Annotated in this window: 21 protein-coding genes; 4 read left to right on the top strand and 17 right to left on the bottom strand. The window is 46.7% G+C overall.

Annotation, left to right across the window (positions count from 1 at the left end; translation table 11 throughout):
- Positions 1-70 precede the first annotated feature (70 nt).
- Both KNO94_RS04805 and KNO94_RS04800 read right to left on the bottom strand, forming a co-directional pair.
- Positions 71-697: a DUF4352 domain-containing protein gene (locus KNO94_RS04805; RefSeq protein ID WP_214777940.1), complete on the bottom strand. Its 627-nt coding sequence runs from the start codon at positions 695-697 to the stop codon at positions 71-73.
- Positions 698-832: 135 nt separating this feature from the next.
- Entirely contained in the window at positions 833-1018 is a 186-nt protein-coding gene (locus tag KNO94_RS04800; RefSeq protein ID WP_031422829.1) for a hypothetical protein, read from the bottom strand.
- A 159-nt stretch (positions 1019-1177) separates the two neighbouring features.
- On the opposite strand from KNO94_RS04800, the gene KNO94_RS04795 reads away from it, so the two are divergent.
- A complete protein-coding gene (locus tag KNO94_RS04795) occupies positions 1178-1555 on the top strand; it encodes a DUF3021 family protein (RefSeq protein WP_214777938.1) in 378 nt (125 codons plus the stop codon).
- Between the two features lie 35 nt (positions 1556-1590).
- On the opposite strand, the gene KNO94_RS04790 is transcribed toward KNO94_RS04795, so the two are convergent.
- Genes KNO94_RS04790 through KNO94_RS04775 form a run of 4 tightly spaced genes read right to left on the bottom strand, consistent with a single transcriptional unit; the run spans position 1591 to position 4366 of the window.
- Positions 1591-1941 carry a flagellar protein FliT gene (locus tag KNO94_RS04790; RefSeq protein WP_251125722.1) on the bottom strand — a complete coding sequence of 117 codons (351 nt, stop codon included), beginning with the start codon at positions 1939-1941 and terminating at the stop codon, positions 1591-1593.
- On the bottom strand, positions 1941-2315 hold the full coding sequence (gene fliS, locus KNO94_RS04785) for a flagellar export chaperone FliS (RefSeq protein WP_214777934.1): 375 nt from the start codon (positions 2313-2315) through the stop codon (positions 1941-1943). The genes KNO94_RS04790 and fliS overlap by 1 nt, the downstream gene beginning before the upstream one ends.
- Positions 2316-2329: 14 nt before the next feature.
- Positions 2330-3997, bottom strand: a complete 1668-nt coding sequence (gene fliD / locus KNO94_RS04780) for a flagellar filament capping protein FliD (protein ID WP_214777932.1) — start codon at positions 3995-3997, stop codon at positions 2330-2332.
- 12 nt (positions 3998-4009) lie between these two features.
- The gene (locus KNO94_RS04775) at positions 4010-4366 is read right to left on the bottom strand and encodes a flagellar protein FlaG (protein WP_026825397.1); all 357 of its coding nucleotides are present in this window, start codon (positions 4364-4366) and stop codon (positions 4010-4012) included.
- Positions 4367-4786: 420 nt separating this feature from the next.
- Between KNO94_RS04775 and KNO94_RS04770 the strand changes: the two genes are divergently transcribed.
- Positions 4787-5578, top strand: a complete 792-nt coding sequence (locus KNO94_RS04770; protein WP_214777930.1) for an endonuclease — start codon at positions 4787-4789, stop codon at positions 5576-5578.
- 484 nt (positions 5579-6062) lie between these two features.
- Here the strand turns inward: KNO94_RS04770 and KNO94_RS04765 are convergent, their stop codons facing one another.
- The 7 genes from KNO94_RS04765 to KNO94_RS04735 form a co-directional block, all read right to left on the bottom strand.
- On the bottom strand, positions 6063-6875 hold the full coding sequence (locus tag KNO94_RS04765; protein WP_214778288.1) for a flagellin N-terminal helical domain-containing protein: 813 nt from the start codon (positions 6873-6875) through the stop codon (positions 6063-6065).
- 156 nt (positions 6876-7031) lie between these two features.
- Positions 7032-8402, bottom strand: coding sequence for a coiled-coil domain-containing protein (locus tag KNO94_RS04760; RefSeq protein ID WP_214777928.1), 1371 nt, complete (start codon positions 8400-8402; stop codon positions 7032-7034).
- A 169-nt stretch (positions 8403-8571) separates the two neighbouring features.
- Entirely contained in the window at positions 8572-9864 is a 1293-nt protein-coding gene (locus KNO94_RS04755) for a methyl-accepting chemotaxis protein (RefSeq protein WP_214777926.1), read from the bottom strand.
- A gap of 122 nt (positions 9865-9986) precedes the next feature.
- The gene (locus KNO94_RS04750; protein WP_214777924.1) at positions 9987-10310 is read right to left on the bottom strand and encodes a hypothetical protein; all 324 of its coding nucleotides are present in this window, start codon (positions 10308-10310) and stop codon (positions 9987-9989) included.
- Positions 10311-10320: 10 nt separating this feature from the next.
- Positions 10321-11148, bottom strand: a complete 828-nt coding sequence (locus KNO94_RS04745; RefSeq protein ID WP_214777922.1) for a GNAT family N-acetyltransferase — start codon at positions 11146-11148, stop codon at positions 10321-10323.
- A gap of 60 nt (positions 11149-11208) precedes the next feature.
- Positions 11209-11400, bottom strand: coding sequence for a hypothetical protein (locus KNO94_RS04740; protein WP_214777920.1), 192 nt, complete (start codon positions 11398-11400; stop codon positions 11209-11211).
- A gap of 45 nt (positions 11401-11445) precedes the next feature.
- Positions 11446-11931, bottom strand: a complete 486-nt coding sequence (locus tag KNO94_RS04735) for a hypothetical protein (RefSeq protein ID WP_196431017.1) — start codon at positions 11929-11931, stop codon at positions 11446-11448.
- 156 nt (positions 11932-12087) lie between these two features.
- Here KNO94_RS04735 and KNO94_RS04730 point away from each other — a divergent pair, with 156 nt between their 5' ends.
- Positions 12088-12585, top strand: coding sequence for a hypothetical protein (locus KNO94_RS04730; RefSeq protein ID WP_031422805.1), 498 nt, complete (start codon positions 12088-12090; stop codon positions 12583-12585).
- A gap of 36 nt (positions 12586-12621) precedes the next feature.
- Here the strand turns inward: KNO94_RS04730 and KNO94_RS04725 are convergent, their stop codons facing one another.
- The 3 genes from KNO94_RS04725 to KNO94_RS04715 all read right to left on the bottom strand — a co-directional run bounded on the left by KNO94_RS04725 (position 12622) and on the right by KNO94_RS04715 (position 14918).
- Positions 12622-13557 (bottom strand): DMT family transporter, encoded by a 936-nt coding sequence (locus KNO94_RS04725; RefSeq protein ID WP_214777918.1) that lies wholly within the window; start codon positions 13555-13557, stop codon positions 12622-12624.
- Between the two features lie 103 nt (positions 13558-13660).
- Positions 13661-13948 (bottom strand): putative quinol monooxygenase, encoded by a 288-nt coding sequence (locus KNO94_RS04720; RefSeq protein ID WP_214777916.1) that lies wholly within the window; start codon positions 13946-13948, stop codon positions 13661-13663.
- A 109-nt stretch (positions 13949-14057) separates the two neighbouring features.
- Positions 14058-14918: a YitT family protein gene (locus KNO94_RS04715; RefSeq protein WP_047795050.1), complete on the bottom strand. Its 861-nt coding sequence runs from the start codon at positions 14916-14918 to the stop codon at positions 14058-14060.
- A 177-nt stretch (positions 14919-15095) separates the two neighbouring features.
- Between KNO94_RS04715 and KNO94_RS04710 the strand changes: the two genes are divergently transcribed.
- The gene (locus KNO94_RS04710) at positions 15096-16010 is read left to right on the top strand and encodes a YitT family protein (RefSeq protein WP_214777914.1); all 915 of its coding nucleotides are present in this window, start codon (positions 15096-15098) and stop codon (positions 16008-16010) included.
- Positions 16011-16065: 55 nt separating this feature from the next.
- On the opposite strand, the gene KNO94_RS04705 is transcribed toward KNO94_RS04710, so the two are convergent.
- Positions 16066-17121 (bottom strand): GGDEF domain-containing protein, encoded by a 1056-nt coding sequence (locus tag KNO94_RS04705; protein ID WP_214777912.1) that lies wholly within the window; start codon positions 17119-17121, stop codon positions 16066-16068.
- Positions 17122-17183: the final 62 nt, after the last annotated feature.

Below are 17183 nucleotides of genomic sequence, written 5' to 3'. Positions count from 1 at the left end.
ACTATTTTTATTGTGTAGTAATAATCAACCATGAGACTAGGCGTACCGATTTTATTCGGCACGCCTACTCTTATTTCGTCACGTTAATTGTATATTCGTAGCGGTCTTCTGCCACTTTGTCGAAGTTCTCGTTGAATGGTCCATCGATGACGACTTTCAAGTCCGTCAGCTCTTCTGGTTTTGCTTTCACGAAGAAGAGGACGTTCCCTTCTTTCTTCACCTTTCCTAAAAATTCTCCACCGACGTCATCTGAGAACCATAAGTCCGAAGACACCTGCTCCCCTGTGTTCGTCACCAGTGTCGCCTGGTTCGGATGGAAGCTCATCGTCTCGTCGACCGTGTTCTCAACAATCATGTTCATCGCGACGACCGTCACCTCTTCTTGTCCATCGAATGAGTCGCGATAAGCTTCTGCGACCGTGAGGCGTGATGTCTGTACTTTGTCGATGGCGAATTGAATCGGACCCATCGTCTCCGTGATGGTAAGTGCTTTGTTTTTCATATAAATCTTGTTTGTTCCAAGTTCACTCTCTTGAACGTCTTCGTTCTCAGTAGTCGATTCCTCAGGCGAATTCGCTTCCGCCTCTACCACTTCTTCCGTGTCCGTCGCTGTCGTCTTCAGTTCATCTGCTTCTCCGCATCCAACAAGTAGTGCGAGCGGTACCGCCACTAGTAAGCCAAATCGTTTCATGTTCATCTTCATCTCTCCCTTTCCAAAATCAAAGTGATGTGGTTAAGACGAATATAACGAATTGCCAGACGGTACCGTATTAAGAAAAAGTCCCAGGTAAAATAAAAGTCAAGGTCCGAAATTGAACCTTGACATGTATACTTATCCTCTTGATTTCAGTTCTTCTTCTTCGTATGGGTCAGGACGATCCTCAAACGGCGTATCGTCCTCGACGTACGCTTCGAGTTTCGGGTCCCGTTCCACGTATTCATCGTACGCTCCCTCTGGACCATAGACGAAATAACGGCGCTTCCGTGACGATACCGGTTTAGACTCTTTCTCACGCATCTCGTTTCCCTCCTCTTTCCAGAAAAGAAGCAACGGCTACATTGATGTTTACCCGATTATAGCGGAAAACAGACGTCATTTCACCCTTACTCCTCAGATGAAACTTTTCCCTTACATACGCGTATACATATACAACGAATTAATGGAAGGAAGATTCATATGCAATTATTGAAAAAAGGAATCATACGGAGTCTCATCTGGTCTCTGCCATTCGCGATTCTCGCCCTCTATCAAAGTTGGTCAGGTAACACAGACGCCGTACACGCAATGCTCGTCTACGCAGGGGTCGCTTTCTTTCTCGGGCTGACGAGTGTCATTTACGAGGTTCGACAGTGGTCGTTCAAAAAGCAAATTTTCATTCATTGGAGCGTCATGCACGTGACGATTCTGCCACTGCTCTGGTTCGGCGGAGCTACACCGGTCACATCACTTCAAGATGCCGTGCGTCTCTACTTAAACTTTACGGTAAGTGGTCTCATCTTGTTTACCGTTTCTTATTTCATCATACGCATGCGTCGACAAGTCAAAGCCTCTTAACACAAAAGCTCGAAGGCGCATGCCTTCGAGCTTTGTTATGTCTGTTGGTCGAATAGACCGGAAAAGTTAGAATCGACGTCTTCATATGGATCGACGTAGGACTTGACCGTCTTCCGTTCCATCCGGGCCGTCCCGAGCGTCATCCCGAGACGCTGGTGTTCGGCTTCAATGAGACGGGCAATCTTTTGACTGTCGTCGACAAGCTGCCGAAGGACTGTCTGATCGGCTTTCTCCAAATCAGGACCGTGCGCCGCGAGCAACTGTTCGCGGTCGTCCAAGAGCTCATGGATTTGTTCCATCCATGTGTCATACGTCGGCTCTTCCGGGACTTGTGCCAGCAACTCTTTCAGGCGTTGCGTCTTTAAGATGATTTCATCAATCGGCATCATGACTGTTTCGCGAGTTTCATCGCTTCCTTCCACGTGTCACGAAGTTCCGTTGTGAAGTCAAGCACCTCATCGAGAATCGTCGTGTCATTCTTGATGTTCGCATCGACGAGACGGCGCCACATGTAGTCATAGAGCGAGTCTAAATTCGCCGAGATGGCAATATCTTTATTGAGTGTCAGACGAAGCTCTTGGAAGATGGCTTGCGTCTTTTGGATATTGATGTTTCTCAGATCAGGATTCTCTTGATTGACGGCAAGTTTTGCAAGGCGCATGAACTTGAGTGCCCCATCATAAAGCATGAGTGTAAGTTCCTGCGAATTTGCGGTCGTGACCGCATTGTTTTGATAAGTTGCATATGGATTAGCTACCATTTACCTTCCTCCTCTTACATACCACCAGCCATAAACTGTTGGAGATACCCTGCCTGCGAGTTTGCCTGATTCATCGCTTTTTCCATAGCCGCAAAGCGACGGTAATAAGCGTTCTCTTTATCGATGAGTAAATCGTTGAGTCTTCTAATTCGTGTATCAATTTGGGTCATCTCCCGCCCCATCGAGTATGACGGAGCTCCTGCCCCATCTGCCCCAGCGACACGGGTAATTTTTGATCGTGAGGCACCTGCTGTATCACGAATTTGTGGAAGAAGTCCCGTCTCTTCATCCGTGAAGAGCTTGTATACTTGTTCCGGGTCTTTTTCGATGGCGGCTTTTAACTTTTCTTCATTCAGCTCGATCTTTCCACCGTTCGTGAAATCAGATCCGGTCGAAATGCCGATTTGGAACAAGCGAGACATGTCTACATCGTTCGTGCCTGATGTCGCGCTGGACCACTTACTTCGAAGCGTGTCCATCGTTCCACGAAGGATGGTGTCTCCTCGAAGCATCCCGCTCATCGCTTTCTCTTCCCACTTCTTGATTTCATCTTCAGACAACTCATCACGTTGTGCTTGCGTGAGCGGTGCGAATGATCGGAAGCGTTCTTCGCGTGTCTTCTTGTTCATGAGATCGATTGTCTCATTGTATTTATCGACAAATCCTTTGATGTTGTCAAAGATTTTTTGGGTGTCAGTGGCAGCACTTAATGTAACCGGAGCAGGGTTGTCAGCTGCTTTAAATTCAGACTTCAAAGTGATTGTCATGTTGTCGATTGTGACTGTATTTGTATTTCTCGTCAGTTCGATTCCATTCACTTTGAAAACTGCATCCTCGCCCTTGATACCATCAGCAACACTTGCTTGGAAGAACGATGCTGCTGCTCCAGTGAATGCAATAGTTGACTCACTGCCTGTGTTTCGTTGAGTGAGCGCCAATTTCCCAGATGCATCATCAAAAAATGTTGCAAAATTAGTATCTTTTGAGCTAAGTTGTGCTAACACTTCACTAAATTTCGCTTCAGCACCGAATAATACTTTAGCAGGTGTTCCACCATCTTTATTGACATATTCGATTTCATATCCTGATTCGAACTTTAACTCATCTCCGTCAGCAAGTGGTGTTGCAAAAGTCACTTTACCCGTTGCAGAATCATAGGAATAATTCGCAGGATCAACCTCAACATTGTTAATGAAGATTTTCCCACTAGCATTCAATTTTGATAAGAGGGTCACTTCAGTCGGAGTTCCTGTAATTGTTTGAGTTTTTGTGCTCGCATCGAAATTTAAATCTTTGACAGCAGTATCACGTGTGACCAAATTACTATTTTTATCTCTCAGCTCAACAATGTGACTAGCAGATGACGCTAAATTCTCTACACTTTGAACTTCTAGCGCTGCATTACCACTAGATGGACTTGCAACAACCGAGACGCGAGACTCATCGGATGAGCTCGACGTCTTTGCATAGAAATTTCGACTAAAGATCAAATCTACCGCACTGTTACGCAATGTCATAAGAGATCGGTTAACTTCTCGGTACGCATCGCGTTTCCATTCCGTTGTTTGTTTTTTCTGTTCAAGTTTATCGACAGGTGCACGTTCGGCCTGCATCAGTTGCTTAATAATCGTATCCGTATCGATTCCACTGGCGAGTCCGCCAAATCGGATTGGTGTCGTCATGAAAATCCTCCTTTATACCCGTTCGTCAAAGAGATGATTGAACTCCATGAACGCTGCAAAGAAATCGAGGGATTTTTTGCTTGGGATCTCGCGAATCACTTCATTGTTTGTATCCACGATTTGAATATAGTAGTCGTTCAATTTTTCATGCTTCATAAATTTTAAGCCTGTACGCTGTTGTTCGAGTATTTGATTCGCCTTCTCGACGGCCGCCTCTAGCTTGGTAACGTGTTGAGGCGTCGGAAGAATGACGATGCCTTCGTCGGCGAGTTTCGCTTGGTTCGCTTCGACGAACACGTTTTTCGTTTGTTCATACGGCAAGACGGAAGAAGGTAGGTGAAGCCGGACTTCTGAAATGGTCGGGTTCATATGGGTCTACTCCTCTTATAATTGTTCTCATGGTCTTTATCGGTTAAAAAGCATGATTTTTATAGTAGTTTAATCAATTCGTTATCATTTCCCAGCTTCAAGAAATTTCATGTGTGTTTGCAGCTCTTGAAATTACTTTTGTAAATGCTCTCTTCTTTCCGCATCACATGTAATTACTTCATATGCAATCGATCGCATCGTTTGTAACAAATCTTCTAATTCAGCTAATCGATTTTGTTCGAAAGATATAACTTCTAATTCTGTTAACAGTTTCTCTAATCAGAGATCATCCTCTCGTTCTACTTATCGACATGTCAATAAAAAAATTGGATGTGAGCCGATAAATTAATGACTCAGGTTATTTAAATAAATCGGGAATAACTTAAGAAAGGTAAAAAATTGATGAAGGAGAGACACATCATGGACTGGGAAGGACTATCCGAAGAACAAGTCGCTATTTTGGTTGCTAGTATTTTGGGGGACGGGGAAATTACAAAGTGTTATGCGTATGATAGAAGAATCAACAATAGTTACCGGGAACATTTTAGTTTAGGTCAATTGAGTTATCGAGAGTGGAAACAGCGAAAACTTCCAGACTTATTATACTTACGTGGAAATAATTTAGTATCACGATCTATCTCACTCATGACAAGACTTTTTCCGCTCTTTTACCCAAACAATATAAAGTACATCCCATTCGAATTGCTTAAAGATATTTATCATCCAGCATGCATACTGATACTTTTTTTAGACGACGGTTCACTCCTTCTCAGTAAACGATTTAACCATAAGAAGAAGGAAATTCAATTCACACCACATATCGCTCTCTATTTACAAGCCTTTTCGAAAGAACAATTAGAGCAGCTCGCTGAATGGATGAAAGACCAGTACAATATCAACGTCCGTACATCAGGTACACCGAGCGGTACGGGTTATTACTTAAAGACGACAAAAGTGACGGATACCTTTGATATTTTAAATTTACTTCAAGCTTACCAAGCTGAACTTCCGGACTTTATGTATAAGTTGTCATGGGAAAACCGTTTAGAAGCTGAAGTGAATCACTATAAACAAACACACCCTGACTATACGATTCGCGTCTCGATTCCTGCAAGACCTTATAGTCATGAAGACATCGCATCACTGATTGAATGGAAACAACAAGGTGTGACAGACAAAGAAATTGCCCAACGCTTAAATCGAACGTATTAGTCCGTCGTTTATAAGTGGCAAGATGTGAAAAACCGTGAAGCAAAAGCTCCACGGTTTCTAGTATAACTTTTAAATAATCAATTGCTATATTAACGGAGCAATTGGAGTACAGCCTGAGGCTGTTGATTTGCTTGCTGGGACCCATATTTTTCAATATGGCCTAGACTATATCTTCACCCTTTTACAATTTCAATATACTACTAATCATTATTGTAAAGTAGGGGCTGGGCACTTCCCTCGCCGTTTACGAGGTACGGATCTCATAACCATGGACGCTATGTCGGTAGGTCGTTCATCCTAGTCGTTGAACCTTCATCACAGTTTCCTGACAGATGCTTGGCTGCTGATTGTCCAATCCCTTCCTTTTTTCAAACGTTCACGCTCACCGTTTCCAGTCACGTTGTCGTAAGGAGGGCTCTAAGGAGTTCCAGCAATTCACCCAGTTATATTCTTATCCGTTACCAGATAAGACGCCCGTAAAATCTTACCGAAGAAGTTGAAGAACCGCTTGCGGTGCAGAATTTGCTTGAGCTAACATTGCTTGCGAAGCTTGGTTAAGGATGTTGTTCTTCGTGAAGTTCATCATTTCTTTCGCCATGTCGACGTCACGAATACGTGACTCAGAAGCTTGAAGGTTCTCAGCACCTGTTTGCAAGTTTTTAACTGTATGCTCTAAACGGTTTTGTGTAGCACCTAATTTAGCACGTTGTGTCGATACAGCTTCAATTGCAGTATCAATAGCTGCTAATTCTGTTTGAGCATTTGTTTTATCAGTTAAGTCTCCCACAGTACCCATCAAAGTTGCAGAATCCGCATTTGAAAAAGTGAATGAGATTTTTTGAGCTACGTTAGCTCCAACTTGGAAATCAACAGTAGTTGTAGTCCCATTCCAAAGTTTTTGTGTGTTGAACTCTGTCTCATCTGAGATACGATCGATTTCAAGAACGAGTGCTTGGTATTCTTCGTCGATAGCCGCACGATCTTCTGTCACGTTCGTGTCACTTGAAGACTGAACTGCTAATTCACGCATACGCTGAAGGATTGAATGTGTTTCATTTAATGCACCTTCAGCAGTTTGAAGCATTGAAATCCCGTCTTGAGCGTTACGTGTAGCTTGATCTAAACCGCGAATTTGTCCACGCATTTTTTCAGAGATTGCAAGACCAGCTGCATCATCACCAGCACGGTTGATACGAAGTCCTGAAGAAAGTTTCTCCATTGCTTTCCCAGCGTTACCAGTGTTAACAGACATGTTGCGGTGTGCGTTCATTGCGTTAAGGTTGTGGTTAATAATCATTGTAATTTCCCTCCATAGGTTTGAGTTTTTCTGCTCTTCCAAATCCATTTGTCCGAGCATACAAGGTTTAGGCCGGCCCCTCACCTTGCATTTTTTGGAACGTTTTTGCGTTTCCATACTCTATATCGGAGTTAGGATTCAATTGTTTAATACTATTTACAATTTTTCTTGATTTATTAACCATTCAATCACTCGAACTTGGCTCAGTCTATTCCCACCATCCTTCACCCGGCTGATTCTTTCTACTATACATCCAGCACCTTCATTGCGAACATAAATTCTACCTGGTAGTCCAATATTCAATCCCCATTCACACTCAAAATAGTTATGCTCTTTTGTTTTCACGACATTCCGTCGATACTTCGGTTTTCCCATCCGATAGGCAATCTCCATCTCAATCAACCCAACTTCAAGACTCATACGCTCACTCGGGTCTTTCAATTCTCTATAGTCTTTATAAAATGTTTTGGAAAGTTTGACGTATTGAAATACTTTATCGAATCCACGATCCATGCGTTGCTCTAGGTCCATCTGTTTTTTTAGCTCATTTGATGTTGTTTCTCGTTCGGAAAACAAGTTTGACATCTGTATATTTAAGTTGTTCAAGTCTATTTCTAATTTATCTTTCATGTCACATTCTTCTTGTAACCATACATGAAGTTCTTGTATTTCTTCTCGTTGCATCTCTTGTTCTTTTCTATGCTGCTCTAATTGAATGATATATGTATCGATTTTATCCTTATAATTATGTATCAACCCATACAACTGTTTTCGCTCACTAATCACTTTTTCGTATTCTACTCTAATCGTTTCAAGTTCTAGTAAATACTCGTTGGTCCGTTTTTTCTCTTTTTCGAGTAACATTTCATTATTTATATTCTTTTCATTTTCCTCTTTAATTTCACGATCAATGCTCTCTGTTTTTTCAGTCACCTCTAATAATTGACTTGTCAATGTGTGAATCAAATGTTCATAATGACGAACTGTACTTTCCGATGTCGCTTCTTCTAGTTTTCGCTTATATGTTTGGAGAAGTTTAGATGCTCTTTCATTTTCTCGTTGAATTCTGATTCGTTCGCTTTGAAGTTCTTTCATTAATTCTTTTGATTTGGTTAAACGATATTCCGTTTCTAGAATGACTTTCTCTGATTTCTTTAGCGTTTCTTCTAACGTTCTTACGTTCGAATCTTTCTCATCCAGGTTTTTTTGTTGGGCTTGGACATGCTTAAGCAACCTCCCGACCACTTCATTTTTTTCTGCCAACGCTTTTGAGAGTTTTTCTGTCTGAGAATGATTAACGCTTGATTCTTTTTCTATTAACTTTTTTTGTAAGGATTGAATGGTTTGTTGGTTCAGTTGTTCTTTTTTCTGCAGAGATTCTAACATTCGATTTTGCTTATCAATGGTTTGACTCTGTTCAATCCATTTATCTTTTAAAGCAGTTCCTTTTTCGTCAAAATGATCAATCCACTTATCAATGAATTGCGCTGTCTCTTTTGTGTATCGTTCAATTTTTTCTTTCCACATCTCATTAGAATAGAACATAATCGATTCCTCGCTTTACAAAGTGATTCGTATTCTTACATTGTATCTTAATTAAAAATTAATAATGGATTATTTGTAAAAATAAGGTTAATGATTATGAGTGAGGATGTGTACAAAAAAACGCCCCATCACTGGGACGTTTTCAACCTTATTACACTTCTACTTTCATCTGTTCCGTCTCATTCTGCAAACTCTCCGCAACACGAACGAGCTCTGACATCGCCCCGTTCACCTCACCAAGACTTGCCGCTTGCTGGCTAGCCGCTGATGTCACTTCATTCGCATAACGCGACGCTTCTTCGACCATGCCAACGATACCTGCCGAGTTTGTCACAACTGAATCGATTTGACCACGTGACTCATCAAGGAGTGAATCGACCGAATGGACATGACTGTATACTTCATTTGCGGAATTGTGAATCGATGCGAACGCACCACCTGCTTTTTCAACTAAACCGACACCTGTCTCCACTTCTGCTTTGACGTTCGCCATCGAAGACGATGTATCGCCAACGAGACGTTTCACGTCGACGATGAGATCCGTGATTTCTTGCGTCGAGTTCGCTGTTTGTTCCGCGAGCTTTTTCACTTCTGCCGCAACGACAGCGAATCCACGCCCATGCTCTCCGGCACGTGCCGCTTCAATCGATGCGTTCAAGGCAAGCAAGTTCGTCTGTGCCGAGATGTCACTGATGACATCCGTGATCCGTGAAATTTCGCCTGTCATTTCTGTCAACTGGCTGTTAAGTGTTGATGATTGCTCCACTTTCCCAGCAATCGCATGCATCGCATTGACCGAAGACGAGGCAAGACCCTTCCCGCTCTCTGCTTCCTGTTGCATCTCGCTCGCCGAATCAAGCGCCGATGACATCTCTTGGCGGATGCTTTCCATCGTCCGCGCGACCGCTCCGAGCAAGTCCATCGAGTTATATGTCGCACTGACATTATCTTCTAACATTTTGTTGAGAGAATCCATCGCAGAACGGATACTTTCTCCTGCAACGTTCCCTTCTTGAACTGAAGCTGCAATTTCCTGTGCCGAACCCGTCAATTGGTCAGCCGTGTAACGCATGTTCGCGCCTTGTTCCCGAAGGTGTTCGACCATGTTGTCCATCGACAAGAGCAAACGTCCCATCTCTGAACGATCCGTCGTCTTCTCGTCGGCGAAGTGCACCGTCAAATCACCATTCCCGACTTCGACAGCTTTTTCAGAAGCCATCTCGACCGCTTTCAGTGGACGACGGGCAATCAAGTAAATGACAATTCCGCCGAGTGATGAGATGAGTAATGCTACGACCGTACCGACGAGCATGACTTGACCTTGTTCCATCTCGAGTTCCGTCAAGAGTAATAGGGTGATGTAGCCGACTGCTCCGCCCGTGATAAAGGACGTGACCAAAATCCACGCGAGCAATTGCGTCGTAAAGTTTTTAAATACTTTCACTGTTTGTTCCTCCTCATTGTGTTCATCACTCCTTATATCGTCCGATTTCCAATGAATGTATAGCGTTTTCAGTTGAACGTTTGGTCAATGAAAAAACGTACCCCGTCAAGGAGTACGTTTCGTTAGAATGCTTCGTCGTCTCGATCGACATGCACCACACGTCGTGGTGTCGTCGCCGCATCAATCGCGAGCGTGATGGCAGCCGCCCAGTGTAGCATCATCCCGACAAACGGGATAAAGCCGAGGATTGATGCCACAATACCGACCGCCGCGCCGTAAGAGAATCGATTCAGTCGACTGAACGAAAGAATCAATACAATCACGTGGTACACGAACATGAAACCGAGGGGCGAATATCCCATCCCGATGATGAAGAGACCGCCGAGAAGCGGAATCCCGAGAAAGGCTTCAAACGCCGCGCCGAGCCATTTCAGATTTTTCACCATGTGGTTCACCTCATAATTCGATCATGTAAAACTCATAGCCACCATTCTCCGCAAAACCGGCGCGTTTGTAGATCTCGAGCGCCGCCTTGTTTTCCGTCTCGACATCGAGTTCGACTTTCGTTCGGCCCATGCGGAACAGTTGTTGAACCATCTGTTTCAACATTTTCGTGCCGAACCCTTTGCCTTGCTCGCCTGCTTTGACCCCGAACGCATGGATGCTTGCCGCGGCGTCCCCTGTAAGCAGGGCACGGATCACGCCGATCGGTTTGCCGTCGACTTCGCCGATGTACGTCACGCGGTCCGGTGTGTCGATTTGTTGATAGATGTTTTCCGTCACATCGACCGGGTCACCGAACGCCTCGCTGAGCGTCGCGATGATGAGCGGACGGTCGTCTGCTGTCGCCTCACGTAACGATACCTCGTCCGGTTTCAAGAAGAGCTCCGCTTTTTTCAAGACGAGATTGTATTCCGAGAACTGATACGCCGCCTGAAGATGCTCGAGCACTGCTTTCCCGGACGCTGAATCTCGGTCGATGACGAACGTAAACGCTTCGCAACCGTTCAACTTCGCATCTTGTTTCGCCGTCTCAAGAAGTGCCGTGAAGACACCTTGTTTCCGGTATTCAGGATGGACGAGGGCATTCACTTCATACTCCGTCGGAAGATACGGGAAAAGCATGAGATACCCGACGAGTGTCTCTCCGTCATATACCGCATAGTCGTTCTGTCCGACCGACTCATGCCCGACTTTCACGTCAATCTTGTCGTTCGCGTTGACCGCCTGTTCTAACGCCTTGACGTCATCTGCCTGTTTGACTTCTTCTACTGTCCAATTCATTCACATCACCTCATTTGTATTGTAGCACAAAGGAAAAAGCCCGCCGTAGCGAGCAGTCTCTTAGTCATTCCGTTCATTCTGAAAAAGTTGCGTCACTTCTCGCATCATCACCGAGATGACGATGACGATAGCCAAGGTGATCAAGCTCTCTTGTTTCGGTAAATCAAATACATACATCGCAACGATAAACAGAAGGGCTACAATCAATCCTTCCGAATAATCCCGTTTCCTCGTTCGCACACGACCACCCATTCCAAAAAGACTGCAAACGATCCAGCCGTCCACAGTCTTTCCATATTATAACGTCCGGAACTCTAACTCAGGGAGTGTCTCGATCAACTCGGCGATCTCGTCCGTATGCGCCTCCGCACCCGGGACCGCCTCTGTCGGTTCGACCCAGAAGAACGTCTTATCGTTCGTTCCGAGGTAGTTGCCGTAGCCGATTTCTGTCGCGAACGCCTCTTGTGTCAACTCACGGTCGATCAAGTCCAAGTGGAACAAGAGCTGGTCGTCCCCATCCTCGACGTTATAGTACAAATCAAACGTGCCGTAGCTCTTCGTGTCCCCGATGTCGACGACGTCTTGCGCCTTCTCGATATAGACGTCACCACGCTCAATCGCCTCGACGATTTTTGATGGCAAGATGATCTCATAACCGAGCTCACGGTCACGAATCGTCTGCGTCGTATCCTCTGTCCGCCCCCGGGACGAGACGACACCGACCGTCGCCACCAATGCACCTGTCACACCGAGCGCGAGCGCCCACTTCATCGATTTGTTCACAAGAACCACTCCTCACTTGTTGATGTCTTCACTTGATTATCCCACAAGTTGATGACTTTTCATTAAATATTCTGAAAAAATGTTTCCCCTTACATTGACGAGTGTCCGTCAATCCCATACGATGGTAGTAACGTACTATAGAAAAGAGGAACTGACATGTCTAACGAAACAACTTTGACGCGCGCTCAGCTCGACGCGCTCTTGAAAAACGTCTTCGCCCTTCAAATCCCAGTCATCGAGAAATTCATGACGGATTTGTTTAAACAATATGTCTCGACGGCATCTACGTTCAAACAGGACATGGACACGATGAAAGCGACGGACTGGCACAAGCATTTCTTCGGTCAAAAAGTGATGCCTCACCTCTTCATCGAGAACCTTGGCTTCGGTGCATCGTTCCGTCACCAAGGCCAAGAGAAGGTCGTCAGCATCCCCGAGAACATGACGGTCGTCAAGCCGGACTCGGACGCGCAAATCAAAGAGATTTTAGAGAATCTCGACCAGACGCTCGCCTCGATGGACGGCGTCAAAAACAAAGGACTCGTCAAGAAGTTCTACAAAGAGACGCTCGAACTCATCTGCCAACTCGGTAGCCGTACCGGTATGATGGATGATTTCTATGACAAAGTCAAAGGCAGTTTGACAACAAGTTGATGACAATCCCCTCGGCCATAAGAGCGAGGGGATTTTTTATGCTTCTTGTCGAACGACGGTCGGGAGCTCCATAAACTGACTCCGACTGTGGAAGACGACCCCAAGCATGACGAGCGCGATTCCGGACAAGGCGATCGGCGACGGCATGACGGCATGCAGGAAGACCAGTTCCCCGATGAGCGCGAACAGGACTTCGAGCGCTTGCGTCGCTTCGACGGATGCCAGTCTTCCCATGTCCTGTTTGACGAGATCGGTCGCCATGAAGAATAGCACGGTCGCGACAACCCCGGACAACAGGGCGACGAGGAACGTCTGCCCGAGCTGACTCGATGAGGGGCGTCCCGTCGTCAACCCGTACCCGAATAACAATAGCCAGACCGGGAGCGACCCGAGACACATTCCGAGGATTCGCTCGAACACGTCGAGGTCCGTATGTTGCATCATCTTCCGGTTCCCGAGCGGGTAGGCGAACGCGGCGATGATGACCGGCACGCCCCCGAGCCAAAGGAAGCTTGGTTCGAACGACTCGAAAAACTCCACTTGCATCAACACGACCCCAACGAGAATCAAGACGGAGAAGCGAAGTCCACGCCACGGGATGCGTTCCCGTGTCCCGTCTGCCTTCTTAAAGAGTGGGGACAACAGTGCCCCAGCGACAATGGTCACTTGCCACGTGCCCGCAATCAGCCATGGGGGTGCGACCTCAGCCGCGAGACAAATCGGGACGTAAAACAATCCGAAGCCGACCGTCCCCCAAACAATCCATGGACGAGGATTCTCCTTCAATGCCGAGAGGACTCGCTTGAGTCCACCACGAAACGCGACCACAACTAGCAGTAACGGAATCATCCATAAAAAGCGGAGCGAGGCACTATAGGCAAAGCTGCCACCTCCGACTTGCATCACTTCATTTAACACGAACGTGCTCGCAAAAAACAATGCGGCGAAGACACCAAGTATGAGTGGACGCATCTGTTCCCTCCTTTCCGAATCCTGTCATGTTCTCGACACCTTGCCATTTCTCCTGCAAAAAAACGGACAGCGCTTCGCCATCCGTTTCGTTATTCCCACTCGGTCATGTTCGAAGTTCGAGCGCGGCGATCCGCTCCATTCGCTCAAGGATCGGCTTCGCCTGATCGATACATGCCCTCACTTCAGCAAGTGACAACGACGCCGCATGCGCCTCTTCATTTCGCCATACTTCATAGACGAACACGGTATCCGCCTCATCGAGCGACACATGGACCCGATACGATTCACAGTCCGATGTCGCCTCCATCTCCCGCGCCGCTTCCGATAAAATCGCCACGAGTCTGTCGCGTTGCCCCGCTTTCGTGACAAGCTTTCCAATCAGTGCGTACATGCTCCATCCTCCCCTTTCTCTAGCATCGACTTCTTCCACTTTCCCTATGTGATTTCCTGCTTGGACGGATTCCCCTGGAAATTAAAAACGGACGACCCTTGGCCATCCGTTAATGAATATCGCGTTTTTGGAAATTCCCGCCTTTGACCTCTGTCACCTCATACACGACGACGAACGCTTTCGGGTCGACATCGTCGATGATGTCTTTGATTTTTCGTTCTTCGAGCCGGTTGATGACACACGTGATTTCATAATAGCTTTCCTTGGAATACGCCCCTTGGATTTGATTCAACGTGGCGCTCCGTCCGAGACGGTCCCGAATCGTCTCGACCATCTCATGCGGTTCACTCGTGATGATTTTGAACGTCTTCGCCCCGCTCAATCCCTCTTCGACGATATGAATCACTTTCGAGGCGATGAAGTAGGCGATGGCGGACAGGACGGCCCCTTGAAGACCGAACACCGTCGAGACGACGATAAAGACGAACGTATTCAAAAACAGGATCAAATCACTCGTCCCGAACGGCAGTTTCCGTGATAAGAGGACCGCCAACATATCGATGCCGTCAAGCGCGCCCCCGTTACGAAGGGAGATCCCCATCCCGAACCCGAGGATGATCCCACCGACCACGGTGATGAGGAGTGCGTCCCCCTCGATGATGGTCGGAACGTGGTGCATGATGACCGTACCGACAGACAAGGACGCAATCCCGGTAACCGAGAGGATGGCGAAACTCTTCCCGATCTGTTTATACCCGAGATAGACAAACGGAATATTCAATACCCCGATGAAAATACCGAGCGGTAGTCCTGTCAGCTGTGACCCGACGATACTGATCCCGGTGACGCCTCCGTCCGACACGTTATTCGGAATGAGGACGGACTCCAATCCATACGCCGCGATGAGTCCGCCGATGATGTTCATGACCATTTGGAACGCCATCAACCATGTTTTGTTTTCTCGCTTCATCCTATAGACCTCCATCCATTGTTCAACAACCTTGTTAGTTTAACATAAAATGATTTCGAAATAATTGTTCGGGAATCATCCATCGATTCTGAATATTCATGTCAGATTCTCTGTCGTAAACGATTGTCGGTTCGCATCATTTGGTATACTGAAGGAAATGGAAAGGGGGCACCATGTATGCAGCGTACACCCATGCCTTCCCCGACACCGGAGGAAGTGCAGCGCTTAAGGCGCGAACATAATCCGATCAAGGCGTCCGAACTGTTTGCGAAAGTGGTCCTCTTATTGCTCGGGTCTCTTGTCTTCGCGGTCGGCTTGGAAGCGTTCCTCGTACCGAATCAGATCATCGACGGTGGTATCGTCGGTGTGTCGATCATCGTATCGTACCTGACCGAAACGAAGCTCGCCATCTGGCTCGTCCTCTTCAATTTGCCGTTCATCTACTTCGGCTATCGGCAAATCGGGAAAACGTTCGCCGTCGTCACGTTGACGGCCATCTTACTCATGTCCGGCTTCACCATCGTCCTGCATGACATCAACCCGTTCACGGACGACCTCCTTTTGTCGACTGTATTCGGTGGTTTCTTACTCGGTGCCGGAATCGGGCTCGTCATCCGCGCCGGGGGTTCGCTCGACGGAACGGAGATCCTCGCCGTCGCCTTCACGAACCGGTTGCCGTTCTCCGTCGGGGAGATCGTCATGTTTTTCAACATCTTCATCCTCGGGACAGCCGGATTCGTCTTCAGTTGGGACCGTGCCATGTACTCCCTCCTCACCTATTTCATCGCCTTCAAGACGATCGATGTCGTCCTAGAAGGGATCGACCAATCGAAAGCAGCGTGGATCATCACGTCCGCACCAGACGATATCGGACAGGCCATCATGGACCGGCTCGGTCGTGGTGTGACGTATCTTCATGGAGAAGGCGCCTACACGGGTGACGGGAAGAAAGTCGTCTTCACGGTCATCAGTCGACTCGAAGAGACGAAACTGAAAGATATCCTCGATGACTATGACGAGAAAGCGTTCCTCGCCATCGGCAACATTCACGACGTCCGCGGCGGTCAGTTCAAGAAGAAAAACATTCACTAAACGTGAAATCCCCTATAACCGCTGGACCATCATCGCCAACGGTTATAGGGGATTTTTATGCAAACTTCACTTGGTCCCGTCCATTTCGTTTCGCTTCGTATAATGCCGCATCGGCCCGTTCAAAAACGACCATGCTCGGCTCATGCCCTGCAATCGCTGCACCGATTGAAATAGTCATCGGAATGATTTCACCTTGAAATTCGAATGGTGTTCGCTGTACCATCTGCACGATGTTTTCTGCCACCTTCGCCATGCCTTCACTACCTTCAATGACGAGCAAAAATTCTTCGCCACCGTATCGTCCGACAAATCCAGACGGCGGACAGCTTCGTTCCAACGTTTGTCCGATATGACGAAGTGCTGCGTCTCCTGCTAAGTGCCCATATGTATCGTTCAACTGTTTAAAATGATCGACGTCGATAACGAGTAACGTCCACGGTTTCCCGGACATTTCCAAATCGTTCATCTGTTCGAGCGTCCGATAACGATTCGGAAGTCCCGTCAACTCATCAATGGTCGCCCGGTGCGTATGTAGGAGAAACATCCATAGATGCGTCTCGAGCTTCTTTGCGGCCCAATAGCAGAGCCAGGCCCCAAAAGATAACATGAGAAAATAAGGAACAAATACATTTATAAAGACCGTCTCATTCACACTGCCGCTCACTTGAATCAAGACGAAGAGCGCACCTAACCCGATGTAGATGGCATACCCTCTCCCTCGACGAATCGGTAAGCGTGTCATGACAAGAGAAAATAAAAAGAAGACAAATAACAGTAGTAACGAGTCTACGAACGGAGCACTCATTCCGTGCAGCGTCGTGCGTCCGATGAAGATCAGACCGAGCGTGACGATAGCTCCGAACGGTCCAGCGAACGTTGCGGATAAGGCAATCGGGATGAGACGAAGGTCGATTCGTGCATCCCCTAATTCGATGGAGTTGATGGTTAAGAGAATTGCCGTCAATCCGTTAGAGACTCCAAACCAAAAGCGTACGAACAACGGGGAAGTCGGCTGAATCGGTAAAACCGTCCGCATCACATAGAATGTGAGTGACATGAATAAAAAGATCAGACTGATGTTGATAAAAAAACTATTAATACCTGTTTCCACCGATTCCCCTCCTTCCTTTCACGTTTCCATCCTATCCCAACCCATCGAGCGCTGTCATCCAT

Source organism: Exiguobacterium sp. s22, from assembly GCF_018617455.1.
Taxonomy (GTDB): Bacteria; Bacillota; Bacilli; order Exiguobacteriales; family Exiguobacteriaceae; genus Exiguobacterium.
This window is presented reverse-complemented; position numbering and strand designations above follow the sequence as displayed.

Coding starts and splice junctions, on each gene's coding strand:
- KNO94_RS04805 (WP_214777940.1), bottom strand. CDS start 697: ATGAACATGAAACGATTTGGCTTACTAGTGGCGGTACCGCTCGCACTA.
- KNO94_RS04800 (WP_031422829.1), bottom strand. CDS start 1,018: ATGCGTGAGAAAGAGTCTAAACCGGTATCGTCACGGAAGCGCCGTTAT.
- KNO94_RS04795 (WP_214777938.1), top strand. CDS start 1,178: ATGCAATTATTGAAAAAAGGAATCATACGGAGTCTCATCTGGTCTCTG.
- KNO94_RS04790 (WP_251125722.1), bottom strand. CDS start 1,941: ATGCCGATTGATGAAATCATCTTAAAGACGCAACGCCTGAAAGAGTTG.
- fliS (WP_214777934.1), bottom strand. CDS start 2,315: ATGGTAGCTAATCCATATGCAACTTATCAAAACAATGCGGTCACGACC.
- fliD (WP_214777932.1), bottom strand. CDS start 3,997: ATGACGACACCAATCCGATTTGGCGGACTCGCCAGTGGAATCGATACG.
- KNO94_RS04775 (WP_026825397.1), bottom strand. CDS start 4,366: ATGAACCCGACCATTTCAGAAGTCCGGCTTCACCTACCTTCTTCCGTC.
- KNO94_RS04770 (WP_214777930.1), top strand. CDS start 4,787: ATGGACTGGGAAGGACTATCCGAAGAACAAGTCGCTATTTTGGTTGCT.
- KNO94_RS04765 (WP_214778288.1), bottom strand. CDS start 6,875: ATGATTATTAACCACAACCTTAACGCAATGAACGCACACCGCAACATG.
- KNO94_RS04760 (WP_214777928.1), bottom strand. CDS start 8,402: ATGTGGAAAGAAAAAATTGAACGATACACAAAAGAGACAGCGCAATTC.
- KNO94_RS04750 (WP_214777924.1), bottom strand. CDS start 10,310: ATGGTGAAAAATCTGAAATGGCTCGGCGCGGCGTTTGAAGCCTTTCTC.
- KNO94_RS04745 (WP_214777922.1), bottom strand. CDS start 11,148: ATGAATTGGACAGTAGAAGAAGTCAAACAGGCAGATGACGTCAAGGCG.
- KNO94_RS04740 (WP_214777920.1), bottom strand. CDS start 11,400: ATGGGTGGTCGTGTGCGAACGAGGAAACGGGATTATTCGGAAGGATTG.
- KNO94_RS04730 (WP_031422805.1), top strand. CDS start 12,088: ATGTCTAACGAAACAACTTTGACGCGCGCTCAGCTCGACGCGCTCTTG.
- KNO94_RS04725 (WP_214777918.1), bottom strand. CDS start 13,557: ATGCGTCCACTCATACTTGGTGTCTTCGCCGCATTGTTTTTTGCGAGC.
- KNO94_RS04720 (WP_214777916.1), bottom strand. CDS start 13,948: ATGTACGCACTGATTGGAAAGCTTGTCACGAAAGCGGGGCAACGCGAC.
- KNO94_RS04715 (WP_047795050.1), bottom strand. CDS start 14,918: ATGAAGCGAGAAAACAAAACATGGTTGATGGCGTTCCAAATGGTCATG.
- KNO94_RS04710 (WP_214777914.1), top strand. CDS start 15,096: ATGCAGCGTACACCCATGCCTTCCCCGACACCGGAGGAAGTGCAGCGC.